This window comes from Rhodovulum sp. 12E13 (assembly GCF_003340565.1).
In the GTDB taxonomy this organism is placed as follows: Bacteria; Pseudomonadota; Alphaproteobacteria; order Rhodobacterales; family Rhodobacteraceae; genus HLUCCA09.
Genome location: NZ_QPLK01000002.1, coordinates 162,068 through 178,611, shown reverse-complemented (window position 1 = coordinate 178,611; position 16,544 = coordinate 162,068). Strand labels below are relative to the sequence as shown.

The window sequence follows — 16,544 nt, the reverse complement described above, 5'->3', positions numbered from 1 at the left end:
CAACCCCAGCGCGAGTGCCCGATTGACGGGCGGCGCACGAACGGTATCGCTCTGCCCATGTCCCGCGCGCCCGACCGCTCCGAACTTCGCCTGCGTGTCGCGATCAGCGTGGGCGGCCTCGTGCTGCTCGGCGTGGCGGTGGCGGTCCATGGCGTGCCCAACGCCGCCGCTCTGGCCGAGGTCTTTGCCGTCGCGGGCCTCTTCTTCGGTGTGACGCTCGTGCGCGCCCTGCGCGCCCTCGGCAGGGCGCGCAGGGACGCGTGGGTCACATGTCGAACTGGAGCGGCCGCACCTGGCCGAACAGACCGGTGTCGCGCAACTGCGTCAGCACCGGCTCTGGCACCACGTCGTCAACGTAGAGAAGCGCGATGGCGTCGCGCCCCTTCTCCGACCGGCCGAGGGTGAAGTTGGCGATGTTCACGCCGTTCTCGCCCAGCGTGCGCCCCAGGGTGCCGATGATGCCCGGAACGTCCTCGTTGGTGGTGTAGAGCATGTGGCGCCCGATCTCGGCGTCGATGTTGATGCCCTTGATCTGAATGAAGCGCGGCTTGCCGTCGGAGAAGACGGTGCCGGCGATCGACCGCTCGCGCGTCTTCGTCACCACGGTCATCTTGACGTAGGCCTCGAAGACGCCCGTCTGCGGCTGGGTCGTGCGGCTGACGCGAACGCCCCGGTCGGCCGCGATCACCGGCGCGGAAACCATGTTCACGTCGGGGTTGGTGGCCTGCATGACGCCCGCGATAGCCGCGCAGCCCATCGCCTCGAGGTTCATCTCGGCCACGGCGCCGTCGTAGAGCATGTTGATGGCCTCGATCGGCTCGTCGGTCATCTGCCCGATGAAGGCGCCCAGATGCTCGGCCAGCTTGAGCCACGGCTTCATCACCGCGGCCTCCTCGGCGGTGACAGAGGGCATGTTCAGCGCGTTCTGCACCGCGCCCGTCAGAAGGTAGTCCGACATCTGCTCGGCCACCTGAAGGGCCACGTTCTCCTGCGCCTCGGAGGTGGCGGCGCCGAGATGCGGGGTGACCACCACGTTGTCCAGGCCAAAGAGCGGATTCTCGGTCGCCGGTTCCTCGGCGAAGACGTCGAAGGCCGCGCCGGCGACATGCCCGTTCCTCAGCGCCTCCGCCAGCGCCGCCTCGTCGACGAGGCCGCCCCGGGCGCAGTTGACGATCCGCACGCCCGGCTTCATCTTCAGGATCGCGTCGGCCGACAGGATGTTGCGCGTCTTGTCGGTGAGCGGCACGTGCAGGGTGACGAAGTCGGCGCGGTGCAACAGCTCGTCCAGCTCCGCCTTGGTCACGCCCATCTTCGCGGCGCGCTCCTCCGAGAGGTAGGGGTCGTAGGCCAGCACCTTCATGCGCAGGCCGTGGGCGCGGTCGCAGACGATCCCGCCGATATTGCCGGCACCGATCACGCCCAGGGTCTTGCCCGTGAGCTCGGTGCCCATGAAGCGAGACTTTTCCCAGAGCCCGGCATGGGTCGAGGCATTGGCCTGCGGGATCTGCCGTGCAATCGCCATCATCATGGCGACGGCGTGCTCGGCGGTGGTGATCGAGTTGCCGAACGGCGTGTTCATCACGATCACGCCGCGCTTCGAGGCGGCCGGGATATCGACGTTGTCGACGCCGATGCCCGCCCGCCCGATCACCTTGAGCCGCGGCGCGGCCTCGAGCAGTTTCTCGGTCACCTTGGTGGCGGAGCGAATGGCGAGCCCGTCGTAGTCGGGCAGCTCGGCGAGCAGGCGCTCCTTGTCCTTGCCGATGGACGGATCGAACGTCACGTCGATGCCGCGGTCGCGGAAGATCTGGACGGCCGTCTCGGACAGCTTGTCGGAGACGAGCACGCGGGGAAGATTGGAATCGAGAGCCATGGATGAGCCTCTGGAATGGAATGACTACGGTGCCGCCGGGCTCCAGAATTTTGTCCAAAATTCTGGAGCCCGTCCGCGATGTCAGGCGTCGACCGAGAGCGCGGCGCGCTCGGTCTCGTAGGCCCATGCGATCCAGGGCATCAGCGCCTCCAGATCGGCAGCCTCGACGGTCGAGCCGCACCAGATGCGCAGCCCCGGCGGCGCGTCGCGGTAGGCGCCCACGTCCCAGGCGACGGCCTCGGCCTCGAGCCGCCTCGTCACGGCCTTGGCGAAGGCTTCGCGGTCGGCGATGGCCGGGTCGGTGAACCTGAGGCAGACCGACGTGGTCGAGCGCGTGGCAGGGTCGTTCGCCAGGTAGTCGATCCAGTCGTGCGAATGCACGAAGCGGTCCAGCACGGCGGCGTTCGCGTCGGCCCGGGCGATCAGCGCCGGCAGGCCGCCGAGCGAGCGCGCCCAGTCGAGCGCGAAAAGGTAATCCTCGACGCACAGCATCGACGGCGTGTTGATCGTCGCCCCCTCGAAGATGCTCTCGTTCAGCTTGCCACCCTTGGTGAGGCGGAAGATCTTGGGCAGCGGCCAGGGCGGGGTGTAGCTCTCGAGCCGCTCGACCGCCCTCGGCGAGAGGATCAGCACGCCATGCGCCGCCTCGCCGCCCAGCACCTTCTGCCAGGAGAAGGTGGCGACGTCGAGCTTGTCCCACGGCAGCTCCATCGCGAAGGCGGCCGAGGTCGCGTCGCACAGCGTCAGGCCGCCCCGGTCGGCGGGGATCGCGTCGCCCGACGGCATGCGCACGCCCGAGGTCGTGCCGTTCCAGGTGAAACAGACGTCGTGGTCGTAGTTCAGGGCGGCCATGTCGACGATCTCGCCGTAGTCGGCCTCGTGCACCTGCGCGTCGAGCTTGAGCTGCTTGACCGCGTCCGTCACCCAGCCGGCGCCGAAGCTCTCCCACGCCACCATCTCGACCGGGCGCTCGCCCAGCATCGTCCACATGGCCATCTCGAAGGCGCCGGTGTCGGAGGCCGGCACGATGCCGATGCGGTAGTCGGCGGGGATGCCCAGCACCTCGCGGGTGCCCTCGATCGCGGCCTTGAGCTTCGCCTTGCCGGCGCTTGCGCGATGCGAGCGTCCGAGCGGCGCGTCGGCCAGCTTGTCGAGCGAGAAGGTGGGGGGCTTGGCACAGGGGCCGGAGGAAAAACGCGGATTGTCCGGCCGCGCGGCCGGTTTGACGGGCTCTGTCATGGTATCCTTCCAGATATGCGCCCCTCGTTGGGGAGAGGTGTCCCGCCTTTGGCCCTACGCCTGCGCAGACATGAGCGCAATTGGGAAATCCGCAGGAAGATGATGAGCTTTGTCGCAGGTTCGCCGGGGCTGGCCCGTCGGGCCGTGCCGTGCTTTACCCGCCGCCGCAAACCGGAGACCGCATGCCCGTCGTCGTCCTGATCACGAACCCCGCCCGGCCCACGCTCGACCCCGCAGCCGTGCGCGCCCTGCGCGATGCCTGGGGCGGGGGCGCGGCGACCTGGCTCGCACCCGACCTGGCGGTCGAATTCACCATTCCGCAGATCCCGGACACTCTCGGACAGGCCTGGACCGACATGCAGGCGCTGGACGTCGATCTGTGCGTCGTGCCCGAGGCGGACCGGCGAAAGCGGCTGCTGATCGCCGACATGGACAGCACCATGATCGGGCAGGAATGCATCGACGAGCTGGCCGAGACGGCCGGCGTCGGCGACCGCGTGAAGGAGGTGACGGCGCGGGCGATGAACGGCGAGATCGACTTCGAGGGCGCGCTGCGCGAACGGGTGGCCCTGCTCGAAGGGCTCGAGACCGCCGTCATCGCGCGGGTGCTGGAGGAGCGGATCACCGAGGCGCCGGGCGGGCGAACGCTCGTCGCCACGATGCGGGCGCACGGGGCGCACACGCTGCTCGTCTCGGGCGGTTTCACGTCCTTCTCGGGGCCCGTCGCCGCGCGCCTCGGCTTCGACGACCATCAGGCGAACGTGCTGCTCGAGGCGGACGGGCGCCTTACCGGGGGCGTGGCCGAGCCGATCCTGGGGCGCGCGGCGAAGGTCGCCGCGCTCGAGGCCGGCGCGGCGCGGCTCGGCATCGATGCGGCCGACGTCATCGCGCTGGGCGACGGCGCCAACGACCTCGGGATGCTGGGGCGCGCAGGGATGGGCGTGGCCATGCACGCCAAGCCGGCCGTCGCCGCGCAATGCGACCTGCGGATCAATCACGGCGACCTGACCGCGGCACTCTACCTGCAGGGCTATTCCGCCGGCGCGTTCGCCTGAGGCCCGGTGGCGCTCCGCCGTCCCGCGCGGGCGGCGAGTTTTCGCCGGAACGGCTTTCGCGCCCTGTAAAATTTGCGCTAGTGTCCCGACGGGAGCTTGCGGTCGCCCCCGACTTTCCGCCATGCCGCGGCGCGGTCGATGGTCGTCCGGCACTGGCCGGGCCGATGGGGCCGCGGGAGACACGGACCGGGCATCCCGAACGCGGGGCAGGCGATCAGGCAATGGACGGAGGCAGCGGACAGATGACGGCACGGGCGAAGGGTGGACACGTGGCCTTTGCACTGGCGCTCGCGGGCGCGATTCTCGCGGGAACGAACGGCGCGCAGGCGCAGGAGGAATCGACCAACCGCGTGGCGGCCAAGACCGACTGGTCGGTCTTCGTCGAGGACAGCCCGCGCGAGTGCTGGGGCGTCTCGGCCCCGAAATCGTGGCAGGCGCAGCGCAACGGCTCCGACGTGACCGACGACGTGCTCCGCGGCGACATCCTCCTTTTCGTCACGTTCCGCCCCGGCTCGGGCGCGGCCGGTGAAGTATCGTTCACCGGCGGCTACCCCTTCGCCGGCGGCTCGACCGCGACGGTCGAGATCGGCGGGCAGGAATACCAGATGTTCACCGACGGCGAGTGGGCCTGGCCGGCCGACGCCGAATCGGACGCCGCCATCGTCGAGGCGATGAAGGCCGGCGCGGAGGCGACGGTGACGGCCGTCTCGTCGCGCGGGACGACGACCATCGACACGTTCTCGCTCATGGGCTTCACCGCCGCGATGGAGGACGCCGAGAGCCGCTGCGCCGAGTGACCTCGCCTGGCGTCGGCCGCGCCCGGGTTTCGCCGGGGTCGACGCGCGCTATATGGAGTCGGTCGAGCCCTGACCGCCGGAGAGCCGAGCCATGACCGCAACCGCGCCCATCACGCAGGACGTGCTGACGCTGCCCCGCAAGCTGCCCGAGGCGGCCGACGGGCGGGGCAACCTCGTCGGCCTGACGCGCGCGCAGCTGCGCGCGGCGCTGATCGCGGCCGGCACGCCCGAGAGGCAGGCAAAGATGCGCGTCGGGCAGATCTGGCAGTGGATCTACCAGAAGGGCGTGCGCGACTTCGGCGCGATGACCAACCTCGCCAAGGACTATCGCGCGCACCTTGCCGAACACTTCGCCATCGAGGTGCCCGAGATCGTCTCCAGGCAGGTGAGCGCCGACGGCACGCGCAAGTATCTCGTCCGCATCGCCGGGGGGCACGAGGTCGAGACGGTCTACATCCCCGAGGCGGATCGCGGCACGCTGTGCATCTCCAGCCAGGTGGGCTGCACCCTGACCTGCTCGTTCTGCCACACCGGCACCCAGCGGCTGGTGCGCAACCTGACGGCGGGCGAGATCGTGGGGCAGGTGATGCTGGCGCGCGACGATCTCGGCGAATGGCCCGAGCCGGACCGCGCGCCGAAGGACGAGACGCGCCTTCTGTCGAACATCGTCCTGATGGGGATGGGCGAGCCCCTGTACAATTTCGACAACGTGCGCGACGCGATGCAGATCGTGATGGACGGCGAGGGCATCTCGCTCTCGCGGCGCCGGATCACGCTGTCGACCTCCGGCGTCGTGCCCGAGATCGCCCGCTGCGCCGAGGAGATCGGCTGCCTGATGGCGGTGTCGTTCCACGCCACGACCGACGAGGTGCGCGACCGGCTCGTGCCGATCAACCGCAAGTGGCCGATCGCCGAGCTGCTCGAGAGCCTGCGCGCCTATCCGCGGCTGTCCAATTCGGAGCGGATCACGTTCGAATACGTCATGCTCAAGGGTGTGAACGATACCGATGCCGATGCGCGGCGTCTGGTGAAGCTGATCGAGGGCATCCCCGCCAAGATCAATCTCATCCCCTTCAACGAGTGGCCCGGCGCGCCCTACGAACGCTCCGACTGGGAGGGGATCGAGCGCTTCGCCGACATCGTCTACAAGGCGGGCTACGCCGCGCCGATCCGCACCCCGCGCGGCGAAGACATCATGGCCGCCTGCGGCCAGCTGAAGTCGGCCTCCGAGCGCGCCGCGCGCCGGCGCGTGCTTGAGGGGCAGCCCGCGGCCGCCGGTCAGCCGCCCGCCTGAGGTGAGCACCGGGGCGCCGTCGACCCGGCGCGAGAGCCGCCGCCACGCCCTGCTCGGCGCAGCTGCGCTCGGGCTCGCGGCCCTGGCGGGCTGGGGCGCCTGGCGCGACCGGGCCGGCCCGCCCCCCACACGGCCGATCCCCACCGCGCCGGGGTTCCTTCGCCTCGACAGGGGCGCATCCGCGTCGGGCGCCGACCTCCTGACCCTCGGACTGGACGCGGGCACCCCCCCCGAGCCGATGGCGCGGGAGGCGCTCTGCGCCGCACTGTTCCGCGCCGGCGACCCCGGGGTGCCCGTCGCGGTGTTCTCGGATTACCGCTGCCCCACCTGCCCCGCGCTCGCGAGCCGGCTGCGCGGGTTGGGCGGGCCGGCCCTGTCGATCACGTGGCACGAATGGCCGATCCTGGGGGCGGCATCGGTCTTCTCGGCGAAGGTGGCGCTGGCAGCGGGGCTGCAGGGGCGCCACGACGAGATGCACGCCCACCTCACCCGCCGCTTCCTGCGCCCCTCCGAAGCGGGCGCACACGAAGCGGCCGAGGCGATCGGGCTCGACGCAGGGCGCCTCGTGGCCGACATGCAGGGGCCGGCAGTCGCGGCCCGCCTCGCCGAGACTGCCCGCCTCGCCGCCCTGTTCGGCTTTCGCGGCACCCCCTCGGCCGTGGTGGGAGGGACAGCGACGGAAGGGCTGGTCGACGCAGCAACGCTGCGCCGCCTCGCGGAGGCGGGCGCCGGCCCCTGCCGCGGCTGACGGCCCGGCGGCAGCCGCCCCGCCATGGCCGACGCGTCCGCTAGAGGTAGCTGCGCACCAGCGCCTCCGAGATGAGGCTCCAGCCGTCGGCCACCACGAAGAAGGCGAGCTTGAAGGGCAGCGAGACGAGCGCCGGCGGCACCATCATCATGCCCATCGACATGAGTACCGCCGCCACGACGAGGTCGATGATCAGGAACGGCATGAAGATGAGAAAGCCGATCTCGAAGGCGCGCTCGATCTCGCTGAGCAGGAACGAGGGCACCAGCACCGACAACGCCGCATCCTGCGTCAGCCCCCCGGGCGTGGCGCTGTCGGGGCGCAGATCCTGCAGGGTGGCGAAGGTCTGCGGATCGACGCGGCTGGCCATGAACAGGCGGAACGGCTCCATCGTCTGCGTGAAGCCGGTGGCGAGGTCGACCTCCTCGTCGAGCAGGGGGCGGATGCCCGCCTGCCAGGCGTCGGTCAGCACCGGGTCCATCACGAAGTAGGTGAGGAACAGGGCCAGCGTGACGATCAGCATGTTGGGCGGCGATTGCTGCAGGCCGATCGCCATCCGCAGGATCGACAGCACCGTCACGATGAACGGAAAGCAGGTGACCATCACCGCAAGGCCCGGAACGAGGCTGAGCAGGGTGATCGCGGCGATGAGCTGGAGTGTGGTCGCGGTGAGCGAGGCATCCTCGCCGAGCGAGATCGACAGTTCCTGAGCCCCGGCAGGGGCCGCTGCGCACAGGAACGCCGCCGCGCAGACCACGAGGGCGCTGGCCGTGCCGCTGCGGCCGGGCGCCGCGCGCCCGGCGGAGCCCGGGCGCACCACGGGGGGGCTGCCCGCTCTCCCGCGGAGACCCGGCACGGGGGAGGTTGGCACGATCGGGGAAGACCTCACGCGAGCGCGGCCCCCGTCCGGCAGGGACGCCCGGCCACGGCAGGGCGGCTCCGGATGGGCGGCCTCGCGCATCCGGTCAGACCCGATCCTCGATGGCGACGATCTCGGTGAGGCGCACGGCGAGCTGGCCGGGGGGGCCGTCGTCGTCCTCGACGAGCTCGCCGCGGGCGATGAGCCGGTCGCCCACGAAGAGTTCCACGGGGTCGTCAACGCTGCGGTCGAGGGGCAGAACGCCGCCGGGGCCGAGGCGCAGCAGATCGCGCACTCGGGGGCGCGCACGGCCGACGCAGACCGTGACCTCGACGGGGACCTGGGTGAAGGGGCTGGCGTGGCTCGGTCCATCCTCAGGCATATCGCATCTCCATCGACTCGCCCCGGCCTGTCTCGTCGTCCCCCTCCGGAGCGTCGTCCCGGCCCGCTGCGGTCGCGCCGGCGCTCCCCTCCGCCGCGAAGCGGGCGACAGCGGCGCGCAGATCGGCGAGCGCCGCGTCGAGATCGACCTTCTCTTCGCCGTCACCGAAGCGCAGGAAGGCCTGCCCGGCGCCGAGCGAGGGCTCGCCGACCACGCGCAGCGGTGGTGCCGGCCGGCCCTCCGCCAGCGCCTCGATACGGGCGACGTTGTCGGGCGCCACGACGATCTCCACCGTCGCGCCCGATTGCCCGGCGAGCTCGCGCGCCCGGTCCCGGACCAGCGCGGCCAGTGCCGGCACGCGGGCCTCGGGCAGCACGGCCTCAACCAGCCCGGCGAGCACGCCCTCGACCTCCTGCATCAGCGCCGCCTGCGCCTCGTGGAACGTGAACGACATCTCCTGCAGTGCGCGCCCGAACTCGGCCGAGATCCGGTCCTGCTCCTCGCGGTGCGCGCGCGCCGAATCTTCCCAGCCGGCGCCGTAGCCCTTCTCGAAGGCCTGCAGCCGTTCCTGTTCGAGCTCCGCGGCGGTGGGGCCCGGGTTGTCGCCTTCGGGCTGTTGCCGCGCCGGCACGCTGCGGTCGAAATCCTCCAGCGTCAGGGGTTTGCCCATCAGGCCCGTTCCTTTCCGTCATCCATCCAGCTCTGCAGGATCTCCATCGTCTCCTCCTGTCTTTCGTCGATCAGCGTCTTGAGACGGGCGACGGCGTCGTCGCCCTCGAGGCCCGACAAGGCGCCGCCGTCCCCGAGATCGAAGTCGAAATCCGCGACCGTGTTCATGGCCGGGCCGCCGAAATCGTCGGCAATCTCGCCCGTCAGCGCGGGCGGGGCGCCCGCCTCGCCATCCGGGGACGGCAGCGCGTCGGGCGTGCTGCGTGCGCCCGTCAGGATCGGACGCACGACGAAGAGCCCCAGCGCGAGCGCGACCACGGCGAGTGTGGCGAGTTGCGCAAGCTGCATGATGTCGAGCGGAAAGGCCTCTGCCGGCGCGGTCGCCTCGTCGGCCCCGGGCAAGGTCTCGAAGGGCAGCGACTTGATGGTGATCGCGTCCCCGCGCGCCTCGTCGAATCCGACGGCCGAGGCTACCAGTTCGCGCATGTCAGACAGCTCTTCCGCGCTGCGCGGCTGCCAGATCTCGGCGCCGTCGGGCCCCGTCTCGCGCGTGCCGTCGACCAGAACGGCCACGGTGAGCCGACGGATGCCGCCCGGCTCCCTCAGGATTTCGCGGCTCGTCTCGGACACCTCGAAATTGGTGCGCTCGCGCAGTTCGGTGTCCTGGCTGCTGCGCTGCCCGCCCTCGGCGTTGGCATCGCCGTCGGGAAGGTCGGAGGCGACCGTGACCGCGCCGTCCGCGGGTCCCTGGCTCTGCGAACTGCGTTCCTCGGTCTCGGTGGCGATGGCCACCCGGCCCTCCGGGTCGATCCGCCGCTCAACGATCGATTCGCGGTCGGTCTGCGGCTCGATCCGCACCTCGACGACCGCCCGGCCCGGCCCGACGCGCGCCTCCAGAAGTCGCTCGACCGAGCGCTGAAGCTCGGCGGCGCGCTCTGCCTCCATCTCGCCGATCGAGGCCTCGGCCTGCCCGTCGATCACCGTCCCCGAGGCGGCGTCGATCACCGAGACGTTCTGCGGCTGGAGCCGCGAGACCGCGGAAGCCACGAGAAACTTCAGCGCCTGCGCCTGCTCTTGCGACAGGCTCGCGCCGGCGGGGGTCACGAAGACCGAGGCTGACGGCGCCGAGTCGCGCCGGAACGGCTGCGATGCGGGATTGGCGATGTGCACTCGCGCCGACCGGACCTGCGGGCTTGCCGTGATCGTGCGCGCCAGTTCGCCTTCCTTGGCGCGCCAGTAGGCGGCGTCGAACATCTGCGACGTGGTGCCGAAGCCCGACAGCCCGTCGAGCAGCTCGTACCCCGCCGAGCCATTCTGCGGCAGGCCATCGCCGGCGAGGGCCATGCGCAGCGCGTCGCGCTCGGCCTCGGGGGCATAGATCGCGGCGCCCCGCACCTCGTAGGGCACGCCGCGCTGCTCGAGCGCGGTGATCACCTCCGACGCAGCCGGCCCTTCGAGCCCGGCATAGAGCAACGCCATGCTGGGTGACATCGCGAGCCGCGACAGGAACAGCACCGCGGCGAACATGGCCACCGTGGCGACCGCCACCGTCACCCGTTGACGCAAGTCGAGACCAGACCATACCCCGGCAACATTCTGCATCGGCCACTCCCTCGTGTGCACCCTTCTGGGATGCCCCGATCCCTCGCCGGTTTCGCTTAAGATTCGGTTAGCCCCGACGACCTATGAAGGACGGGCGTCACGACAGGGGATTCGCGTCGATGTCCGCCACCGACACCGCCGACGCGGCAGAACCGCCGCGCAAGTCCAGGTTGCCGCTGCTGCTCGGGATCGTCCTCGCGCTCGCGCTGGGGGCGGGCGGCTTCTATGCAGCGTGGTCGGGCCTCCTGCCGTTCGGCCCCGGGCACGAGACCACGCGCGACGCGCCCTCGACAGCGGAGGCCGTCGCGCAGGACACGGGCAAGGAGATGCCGGTCTTCGTGCCGATCGAGCCGATGGTGGTGATGCTCGGACAGTCCGCAGAGAGCCGGCATCTGCGCTTCCGTGCGCAGCTCGAGGTCGCGCCTGCAGCCGCTGCCTCGGTCTCGGGCCAGATGCCGCGCATCCTCGACGTGCTGAACAGTTACCTGAGAGCCGTCCCGGTCTCCGAGATCGAGTCGCCGGCGGCTCTGGTGCGCCTGCGCGCGCAGATGCTGCGCCGGATCCAGCTCGTCACCGCGGAAGGAGCGGTGCGCGACCTGCTCGTCACCGAATTCGTGCTCAACTAGGAGGCCGACAAGATGATGCTTATCGCCGATATCCTTCTCGCCGCCGGCGCGATCGGGGCGGGGTTCTACTGCCTCGTCCTGTCGCGGCGTCTCACGCGCTTCAACGACCTCGAGAACGGCATGGGCGGCGCGGTGGCGATGCTCTCGGTGCAGGTCGACGACCTCAAGCGGGCGCTCGAACAGGCGAAGGCCACCGCGGCCGAAGCCTCCGCCAACCTCGAAGACACCACCGAGCGCGCGGAAGAGACCGCGCGACGGCTCGAGCTGGCGATGGCGTCCAGCCACGACGTTCCGCATGGCCGCAGCGCGCCGGATGGCCGGGAGCGACAGGTCAGACGTCGCCGACGCGGCGGTGCCGAGGGCGCTGTCGGCGAAGCCGCGTGATGGGCAGGGCAAGCGGCCGTGCGACCGCGATCGAAGGCTTCGCGGCGCCAGAGCATGGTCGGGATCGCGGCGACGCGGCCCCGTGGGAGCGCGTTGACCGCCTCGGTGCGGTGCGTCCCGTTGCGTCGCTTGCGGTCACGCAAGCCCCGGGAGAGCGGGTCTGCGACTGCGACGGCAGAGACGGCGTTCCGCTAGCAGAGACGCTTGAGCGCATTGCCCTCGTCGCAGGAACGGCGTCACCCTCGATGGTTCGCCCGGCACGACGGTATGCTGCGCCTGGCCGGTCTGCGGCGCACGCTCGACGAGGCCATCTGTCCCATGCAGGCGCGGCATGTTGCCTTGACGGGCGCGCGGGCGAGACTGACCGCCGCACGGGATCTCGGCGGGCGCAAGATGACGCGCGGGCAGCGCCGGCGTTCCCTTACATGCTCTCGGCACTTGCCCTGCCGTTTGATGCCCGACTGCCTGCCTCGTCTCGCCGGAATCGCCTCGAAATGCCATCGCGGGCCTCGCGCAATCGGCGCTCGATCGGAGGCGGCCGTGCCAGGGGCACGCCTCCGGAGCCATCGATGACAGCCGGCACGATGGCCAGGACCGCCTTGCCGGCGCCGTGGCGGCGTGCCGTCACCGAGAGCGTAATCAAAAGGGGTAAGACGGGATGAGCGACGCATCGCGGCAGCAGGACGGTCGGAGCCGAACGGCGCAGATGCGACCGGCGCGGGCCCGCCGGCGAAGGGCGGCCGGCCGGGGCACGCTCGGTCTCCTCGCCGCCCTGTTCCTCGTTTCGGGCGGGCTCCGCCTCGCAGAGGGCAACGGCAGCAATATCGGCGACAGTCTGCGCGCCTTCGCAGCCTCGGACACCGACGGAGAGACATCCGACCCGGGAGCAACCTCGCAGGAGGTGCGACCTTCGCCCGACGCACTGCTCGCCGCCCTGGCCGAGCGCGAGAGAGACCTCGATCGCCGCGCAGCGGCGCTGGCCGATCGCGAGCGGGCCGTGGCAATCGCCGAAGAGCGCATCGCAGCCAACCTCGACGCGATGGAAGAGGCGGAACGCCGGCTGCGCGAGACCATCGCGCTCGCCGACGGCGCCGCGGCGGACGACCTCGCGCGCCTGACGCGAATGTACGAAACGATGAAGCCGAAGGAAGCGGCCGCCCTTTTCGAGACGATGGACCCGAACTTCGCGGCGGGCTTTCTCGGCCAGATGCGGCCCGACGCAGCGGCAGCCGTCCTGGCCGGCCTCACCCCCGAGACGGCCTACACGATCAGCCTGGTGCTCGCAGGCCGCAACATGCGGGTCCCGACCGAATAGGCAGGCAGCCCCGCGGCGATCGACGCCGTCACGATGGCGCCGCAACGGCACTCTTCACAGCGCGAAGCCCGCCGGGCGGCCCGCCGGCAGCTCTCGTTGCACCGGGTGATCGATTCAGCCGTGATCGACCGGACGAGCAGGCCCGGTTTCATCCGACCGAAGATGGAATGTTAACCGGCCGGCGCCAAAGTCGCCGCATCGCCAAGTCACGAATGGGCAGGGGAGCGGACGGGCATGTTGGGAATCGTCGGCATCGTCGTGGTGTTCGTCATGGTGTTCGGCGGCTACCTGCTCGCCGGCGGAAAGATGGGCATCATCCTCAAGGCCCTGCCCTACGAGTTCACCATGATCGGCGGCGCCGCGATCGGCGCATTCCTCATTTCCAACGACTTCGCCTCCGTGAAGCACGCGGTGAAGGATCTCGGCAAGGTCTTCAAGGGTCCCAAGTGGAAACCGGAGGACTACCGGGAGTTGCTCTGCCTGCTCTTCGAGTTGATCCGCCTCGCCCGGCAGAATGCGGTCGCCCTCGAAGAGCACACCGAGGCCCCGAAGGACTCCGCGATTTTCCAGCGATATCCCAAGGTCCTGGCAGATCGCGAGGCGACGGAGCTGATCTGCGACACGCTGCGCTCCGCCTCGATGAACTTCGACGACCCGCACCAGGTCGAGGAGGTGCTCGAAAAGCGGATGGAAGCGAATCGGCATCACGCGCTGCATTCCGCGCACGCATTTCAGACCATGGCCGACGGCCTGCCCGCGTTGGGGATCGTGGCCGCCGTGCTCGGCGTGATCAAGACGATGGGCTCCATCGACCAGCCACCAGAGGTACTCGGCAAGCTTATCGGCGGCGCGCTCGTGGGGACGTTTCTCGGTGTGTTCCTCTCCTACGGGCTGGTCGGCCCGTTCGCCAACCGCATCCGAACGGTGACGGAGGAAGACGCGCATTTCTACGAACTGATCCGCGAGGTTCTGGTCGCCAACCTGCACAATCACGCAACCAACATCTGCATCGAGGTCGGCCGCCAGAATACGCCGAGCCACATCCGCCCCGCTTTCTCTGACCTCGAAGATGCCTTGCGCGCCGTGAAGAACCAGGAGGCTGCATGACCGCTCCGGATACCGCGAGTCTGCGAAGCATCGCCGCGGTCATGGCGGTTCTCCTGTGGCCGGCGTGCGCCTGGGGTCAGGCGCGCATCCTTTCGGGCGAACACGAGGATTTCTCGCGCCTTGCGGTGATTCTACCCGCGCAGACGGAGTGGGACGCCGAGCGGGTCGAGGGTGGCTGGCGCGTGACCTTCGAGCCACCAGTCGGACAGATCGACCTTGGGCGTGTGTTCGACCTGATACCGCGTGACCGCATCGAAGCCGTCCGACAGGACGAGGCGGATGGAAGCCTGTTCATTGCCAGCGCTTGCGATTGCCACCTCGACGCCTTCGACGCGGGGCCGAGCGTCGTCGCCCTCGATGTCAAGCATGGCCCGGACCCCGACGCCGTCGATGCGCGACAGCCGGGCGCGACACCCTCGGCTTCTGCGCCCGCCTCTTCGGCGCTACCAGCGGATCTGACCATCCGATCGACGGCGACGCCGGCACAGGCCGTCCCGCCTCCGGTACCACCGGCCGTGCCGCAAACGGGGATCCGCTCCGCGCCCCTTCCGCAGCGGCCCTCCGACCTGGCCGCCGAGGCCCTCGACCGCGCGATCGCCGGAGCCAACCTCGAAGCATCGCTGCGCGAGGACATGCGCCGCGCCGCAGAAGCCGGACTCGTGGAGCTCGCCGACGATCAGCCGCCGGCGACCAGAGCGACCGGGCCCGCCCCCGCGGCCGAGCCCCGAGCGCCGCCGGACACGAGAGCGCCGGAGAACGCGGCGCCCCCGGTCCATGATGACGCCAAGGCTGCCTGGGGCACGGACGCGCCCCCACCGGACCCGGAGAGGAACATCGCGCTGCGCACCTCGCTCGCCCCCGCACGCCCCGACGACGGGGCGGCCGCGGGGCTCGATCCCTGCCCACCGGCTGATCGCTTCGCCTTCTTCCACGGGCACGGCACATCCGACGAGCTTCTCGGCAGACTTCCCGAATTGCGCGCCGGCATCGTGGACGAAGCCGGTGCGCTCGACCCGGAAGGGGCACGCCGCCTGACTGAAGCCTGGCTCGCTCTCGGCTTCGGCGCCGAAGCGGCTGCGCTGGCCGAAGACAGCCCCCTTCCGGCACCGCTGACACAGACCTATGGCAGCCTCGCACGCATCCTGGACTTCGGTCGAGACGAGGCGCCCCTTGTCTGGTCGGGGATGCAGCGCTGCCCGTCTGCGGCGGCGCTCTGGGCATTCCTTGGTCATACGCCCGAGCCGGGCGCACCCCCGACCGATTCCGGCGCGCTGCAGCGGGCGTTCTTCGCCTTGCCCGCCCATCTGCGGCTGCAGACCGGGCCCGATCTGGCCACGCTTCTCCGCCTGCGCGGCCTGCCCGCTGCCGCCGCTGCCATCGACGGCAACCTCGCGGTCCTGAATGCACCCGATGGGCGCCCTCCGGACCCCGGGCCCGACGACCCCGACGAGGACGGGGCGTCCGACACCGTTGGCACACCTCGGATCGTGCCGGGCCAGTCGCAGGCGCGGGTCGATGCACTGCTGGACGACGCGCGCAGCCGGCTCGAGCGAAACCGCCTGCCAGCCCCGGACGACCTCGCCGTCGCGGAGGCGCTCACCCGGGAACATGCCGGAACCGAGCGGGGCGACCGCCTCGAGGGGCTGGTGGGTCTGCGCCTTCTGGCCGACGGCGATCTCGACACCGCGGCGGAGATCCTCCTCCGCCCAGGCCGGCCGGAGGATCCCGGCTGGCGCGCCGCCCTGCGCGGCGCGACCGCGGCCACGATCGCGGCCATGCCCGATTCCGACCTGCTGGCTCTCGCCCTGCATCCATCCGCGCCCGGATTGATGCAAAAGCTCACTTCGGCGCAGGCCGCCGATGTCGCCGATCGCCTCACAAAGCTGGGATTCCCTGCGCTCGGGCTCGCGGCGCTGGAGACGATCGAAATCACGCCGGGCTCCGCCGCGGAACGCGCGCGGGCGCGGGCCACGCTCGCCACCGGAGACGCCGCGCGGGCGCTCGCCCTCGTCGCCGGGCAGAACACGCCGGAAGCGGCTCGTCTGCGCGGCGCCGCCCTCGCGCAACTGGGCAGCCACGCGCTCGCCGCGGCCGCCTTCGCGGCAGCGGGAGAGCCCGAGCGTGCCGCCCGCGAGGCCTGGCTGTCGGGCGACGCCGATTCGATCGAACGCTACGGCAATCAGGACCAGCGCGACCTCGCCGCGGCGATCCTTCCGCCACGTGCTCGGCCCGAGACCGACACCGCGGACTCCGCGGCGCAGGCCGTAATCCCTGCAGTCACGTCCGCGACCGCACCGGGCGGCACGGCCCCCGCAGCGAGCACCATGGCGGCCGATGCGGGGGCGGACCCGCGCCAGCCCCTCGACGACGGCACGGTGGGAGTATCCGCCGCGGCCGACCCGCCCGAGGCTCGCGCATTACCCGATTCGGGGCCACCCTCGCTATCGGCCGCCCGCTCTCTCGTGGATGACACCACGTCCCTGCGGCAGTCTCTGGAGCGACTGCTGGATGCGAGCCAGACCGATCCCTGAGACGTCCAGGCGCGTGAACGAGCCGATGCAAGGACCGCCGCGTGCATCGCTCGAAAACCGTTG

Annotated in this window: 15 protein-coding genes; 9 read left to right on the top strand and 6 right to left on the bottom strand. The window is 70.8% G+C overall.

Features of this window, described 5'->3' with window-relative positions; translation table 11 throughout:
• Nucleotides 1–265: 265 nt before the first annotated feature.
• The gene (gene serA, locus DLJ49_RS02580) at nucleotides 266–1,873 is read right to left on the bottom strand and encodes a phosphoglycerate dehydrogenase (RefSeq protein ID WP_115391958.1); all 1,608 of its coding nucleotides are present in this window, start codon (nucleotides 1,871–1,873) and stop codon (nucleotides 266–268) included.
• Nucleotides 1,874–1,954: 81 nt separating this feature from the next.
• Complete coding sequence (locus DLJ49_RS02575; RefSeq protein WP_115391957.1) at nucleotides 1,955–3,112, bottom strand: phosphoserine transaminase; 1,158 nt, start codon at nucleotides 3,110–3,112, stop codon at nucleotides 1,955–1,957.
• A gap of 182 nt (nucleotides 3,113–3,294) precedes the next feature.
• Between DLJ49_RS02575 and serB the strand changes: the two genes are divergently transcribed.
• From serB to DLJ49_RS02555, 4 genes are all read left to right on the top strand, one after another.
• Nucleotides 3,295–4,167 carry a phosphoserine phosphatase SerB gene (gene serB, locus DLJ49_RS02570; protein ID WP_115391956.1) on the top strand — a complete coding sequence of 291 codons (873 nt, stop codon included), beginning with the start codon at nucleotides 3,295–3,297 and terminating at the stop codon, nucleotides 4,165–4,167.
• Between the two features lie 242 nt (nucleotides 4,168–4,409).
• Complete coding sequence (locus DLJ49_RS02565; RefSeq protein ID WP_115391955.1) at nucleotides 4,410–4,964, top strand: invasion associated locus B family protein; 555 nt, start codon at nucleotides 4,410–4,412, stop codon at nucleotides 4,962–4,964.
• A gap of 91 nt (nucleotides 4,965–5,055) precedes the next feature.
• Nucleotides 5,056–6,258 (top strand): dual-specificity RNA methyltransferase RlmN, encoded by a 1,203-nt coding sequence (gene rlmN / locus DLJ49_RS02560; protein WP_115391954.1) that lies wholly within the window; start codon nucleotides 5,056–5,058, stop codon nucleotides 6,256–6,258.
• Nucleotide 6,259: 1 nt separating this feature from the next.
• The gene (locus DLJ49_RS02555) at nucleotides 6,260–7,006 is read left to right on the top strand and encodes a DsbA family protein (protein ID WP_115391953.1); all 747 of its coding nucleotides are present in this window, start codon (nucleotides 6,260–6,262) and stop codon (nucleotides 7,004–7,006) included.
• A 40-nt stretch (nucleotides 7,007–7,046) separates the two neighbouring features.
• Here the strand turns inward: DLJ49_RS02555 and fliP are convergent, their stop codons facing one another.
• The 4 genes from fliP to fliF all read right to left on the bottom strand — a co-directional run bounded on the left by fliP (nucleotide 7,047) and on the right by fliF (nucleotide 10,518).
• A complete protein-coding gene (fliP, locus tag DLJ49_RS02550) occupies nucleotides 7,047–7,763 on the bottom strand; it encodes a flagellar type III secretion system pore protein FliP (RefSeq protein WP_233488671.1) in 717 nt (238 codons plus the stop codon).
• Between the two features lie 208 nt (nucleotides 7,764–7,971).
• Nucleotides 7,972–8,247 carry a FliM/FliN family flagellar motor switch protein gene (locus tag DLJ49_RS02545; protein ID WP_115391951.1) on the bottom strand — a complete coding sequence of 92 codons (276 nt, stop codon included), beginning with the start codon at nucleotides 8,245–8,247 and terminating at the stop codon, nucleotides 7,972–7,974.
• Complete coding sequence (locus DLJ49_RS02540; RefSeq protein WP_115391950.1) at nucleotides 8,240–8,917, bottom strand: FliH/SctL family protein; 678 nt, start codon at nucleotides 8,915–8,917, stop codon at nucleotides 8,240–8,242. The genes DLJ49_RS02545 and DLJ49_RS02540 overlap by 8 nt, the downstream gene beginning before the upstream one ends.
• Nucleotides 8,917–10,518, bottom strand: coding sequence for a flagellar basal-body MS-ring/collar protein FliF (gene fliF / locus DLJ49_RS02535; protein WP_115391949.1), 1,602 nt, complete (start codon nucleotides 10,516–10,518; stop codon nucleotides 8,917–8,919). Before fliF ends, DLJ49_RS02540 begins: the two co-directional genes overlap by 1 nt.
• A 119-nt stretch (nucleotides 10,519–10,637) precedes the next feature.
• Between fliF and fliL the strand changes: the two genes are divergently transcribed.
• The 5 genes from fliL to DLJ49_RS02510 all read left to right on the top strand — a co-directional run bounded on the left by fliL (nucleotide 10,638) and on the right by DLJ49_RS02510 (nucleotide 16,481).
• Complete coding sequence (gene fliL, locus DLJ49_RS02530; RefSeq protein WP_115391948.1) at nucleotides 10,638–11,144, top strand: flagellar basal body-associated FliL family protein; 507 nt, start codon at nucleotides 10,638–10,640, stop codon at nucleotides 11,142–11,144.
• Nucleotides 11,145–11,156: 12 nt separating this feature from the next.
• Nucleotides 11,157–11,528 carry a DUF6468 domain-containing protein gene (locus DLJ49_RS02525; protein ID WP_199533276.1) on the top strand — a complete coding sequence of 124 codons (372 nt, stop codon included), beginning with the start codon at nucleotides 11,157–11,159 and terminating at the stop codon, nucleotides 11,526–11,528.
• Nucleotides 11,529–12,186: 658 nt separating this feature from the next.
• Nucleotides 12,187–12,843, top strand: a complete 657-nt coding sequence (locus tag DLJ49_RS02520; protein ID WP_233488629.1) for a MotE family protein — start codon at nucleotides 12,187–12,189, stop codon at nucleotides 12,841–12,843.
• Between the two features lie 234 nt (nucleotides 12,844–13,077).
• On the top strand, nucleotides 13,078–13,950 hold the full coding sequence (gene motA / locus DLJ49_RS02515) for a flagellar motor stator protein MotA (protein ID WP_115391946.1): 873 nt from the start codon (nucleotides 13,078–13,080) through the stop codon (nucleotides 13,948–13,950).
• Nucleotides 13,947–16,481 (top strand): hypothetical protein, encoded by a 2,535-nt coding sequence (locus tag DLJ49_RS02510; protein WP_115391945.1) that lies wholly within the window; start codon nucleotides 13,947–13,949, stop codon nucleotides 16,479–16,481. Before motA ends, DLJ49_RS02510 begins: the two co-directional genes overlap by 4 nt.
• Nucleotides 16,482–16,544: the final 63 nt, after the last annotated feature.

Bases quoted from the DNA above. Each gene is read 5' to 3' on its own strand.
- serA (WP_115391958.1), bottom strand. From the start codon at position 1,873: ATGGCTCTCGATTCCAATCTTCCCCGCGTGCTCGTCTCCGACAAGCTG.
- DLJ49_RS02575 (WP_115391957.1), bottom strand. From the start codon at position 3,112: ATGACAGAGCCCGTCAAACCGGCCGCGCGGCCGGACAATCCGCGTTTT.
- serB (WP_115391956.1), top strand. From the start codon at position 3,295: ATGCCCGTCGTCGTCCTGATCACGAACCCCGCCCGGCCCACGCTCGAC.
- DLJ49_RS02565 (WP_115391955.1), top strand. From the start codon at position 4,410: ATGACGGCACGGGCGAAGGGTGGACACGTGGCCTTTGCACTGGCGCTC.
- rlmN (WP_115391954.1), top strand. From the start codon at position 5,056: ATGACCGCAACCGCGCCCATCACGCAGGACGTGCTGACGCTGCCCCGC.
- DLJ49_RS02545 (WP_115391951.1), bottom strand. From the start codon at position 8,247: ATGCCTGAGGATGGACCGAGCCACGCCAGCCCCTTCACCCAGGTCCCC.
- DLJ49_RS02540 (WP_115391950.1), bottom strand. From the start codon at position 8,917: ATGGGCAAACCCCTGACGCTGGAGGATTTCGACCGCAGCGTGCCGGCG.
- fliF (WP_115391949.1), bottom strand. From the start codon at position 10,518: ATGCAGAATGTTGCCGGGGTATGGTCTGGTCTCGACTTGCGTCAACGG.
- fliL (WP_115391948.1), top strand. From the start codon at position 10,638: ATGTCCGCCACCGACACCGCCGACGCGGCAGAACCGCCGCGCAAGTCC.
- DLJ49_RS02525 (WP_199533276.1), top strand. From the start codon at position 11,157: ATGATGCTTATCGCCGATATCCTTCTCGCCGCCGGCGCGATCGGGGCG.
- DLJ49_RS02520 (WP_233488629.1), top strand. From the start codon at position 12,187: ATGAGCGACGCATCGCGGCAGCAGGACGGTCGGAGCCGAACGGCGCAG.
- motA (WP_115391946.1), top strand. From the start codon at position 13,078: ATGTTGGGAATCGTCGGCATCGTCGTGGTGTTCGTCATGGTGTTCGGC.
- DLJ49_RS02510 (WP_115391945.1), top strand. From the start codon at position 13,947: ATGACCGCTCCGGATACCGCGAGTCTGCGAAGCATCGCCGCGGTCATG.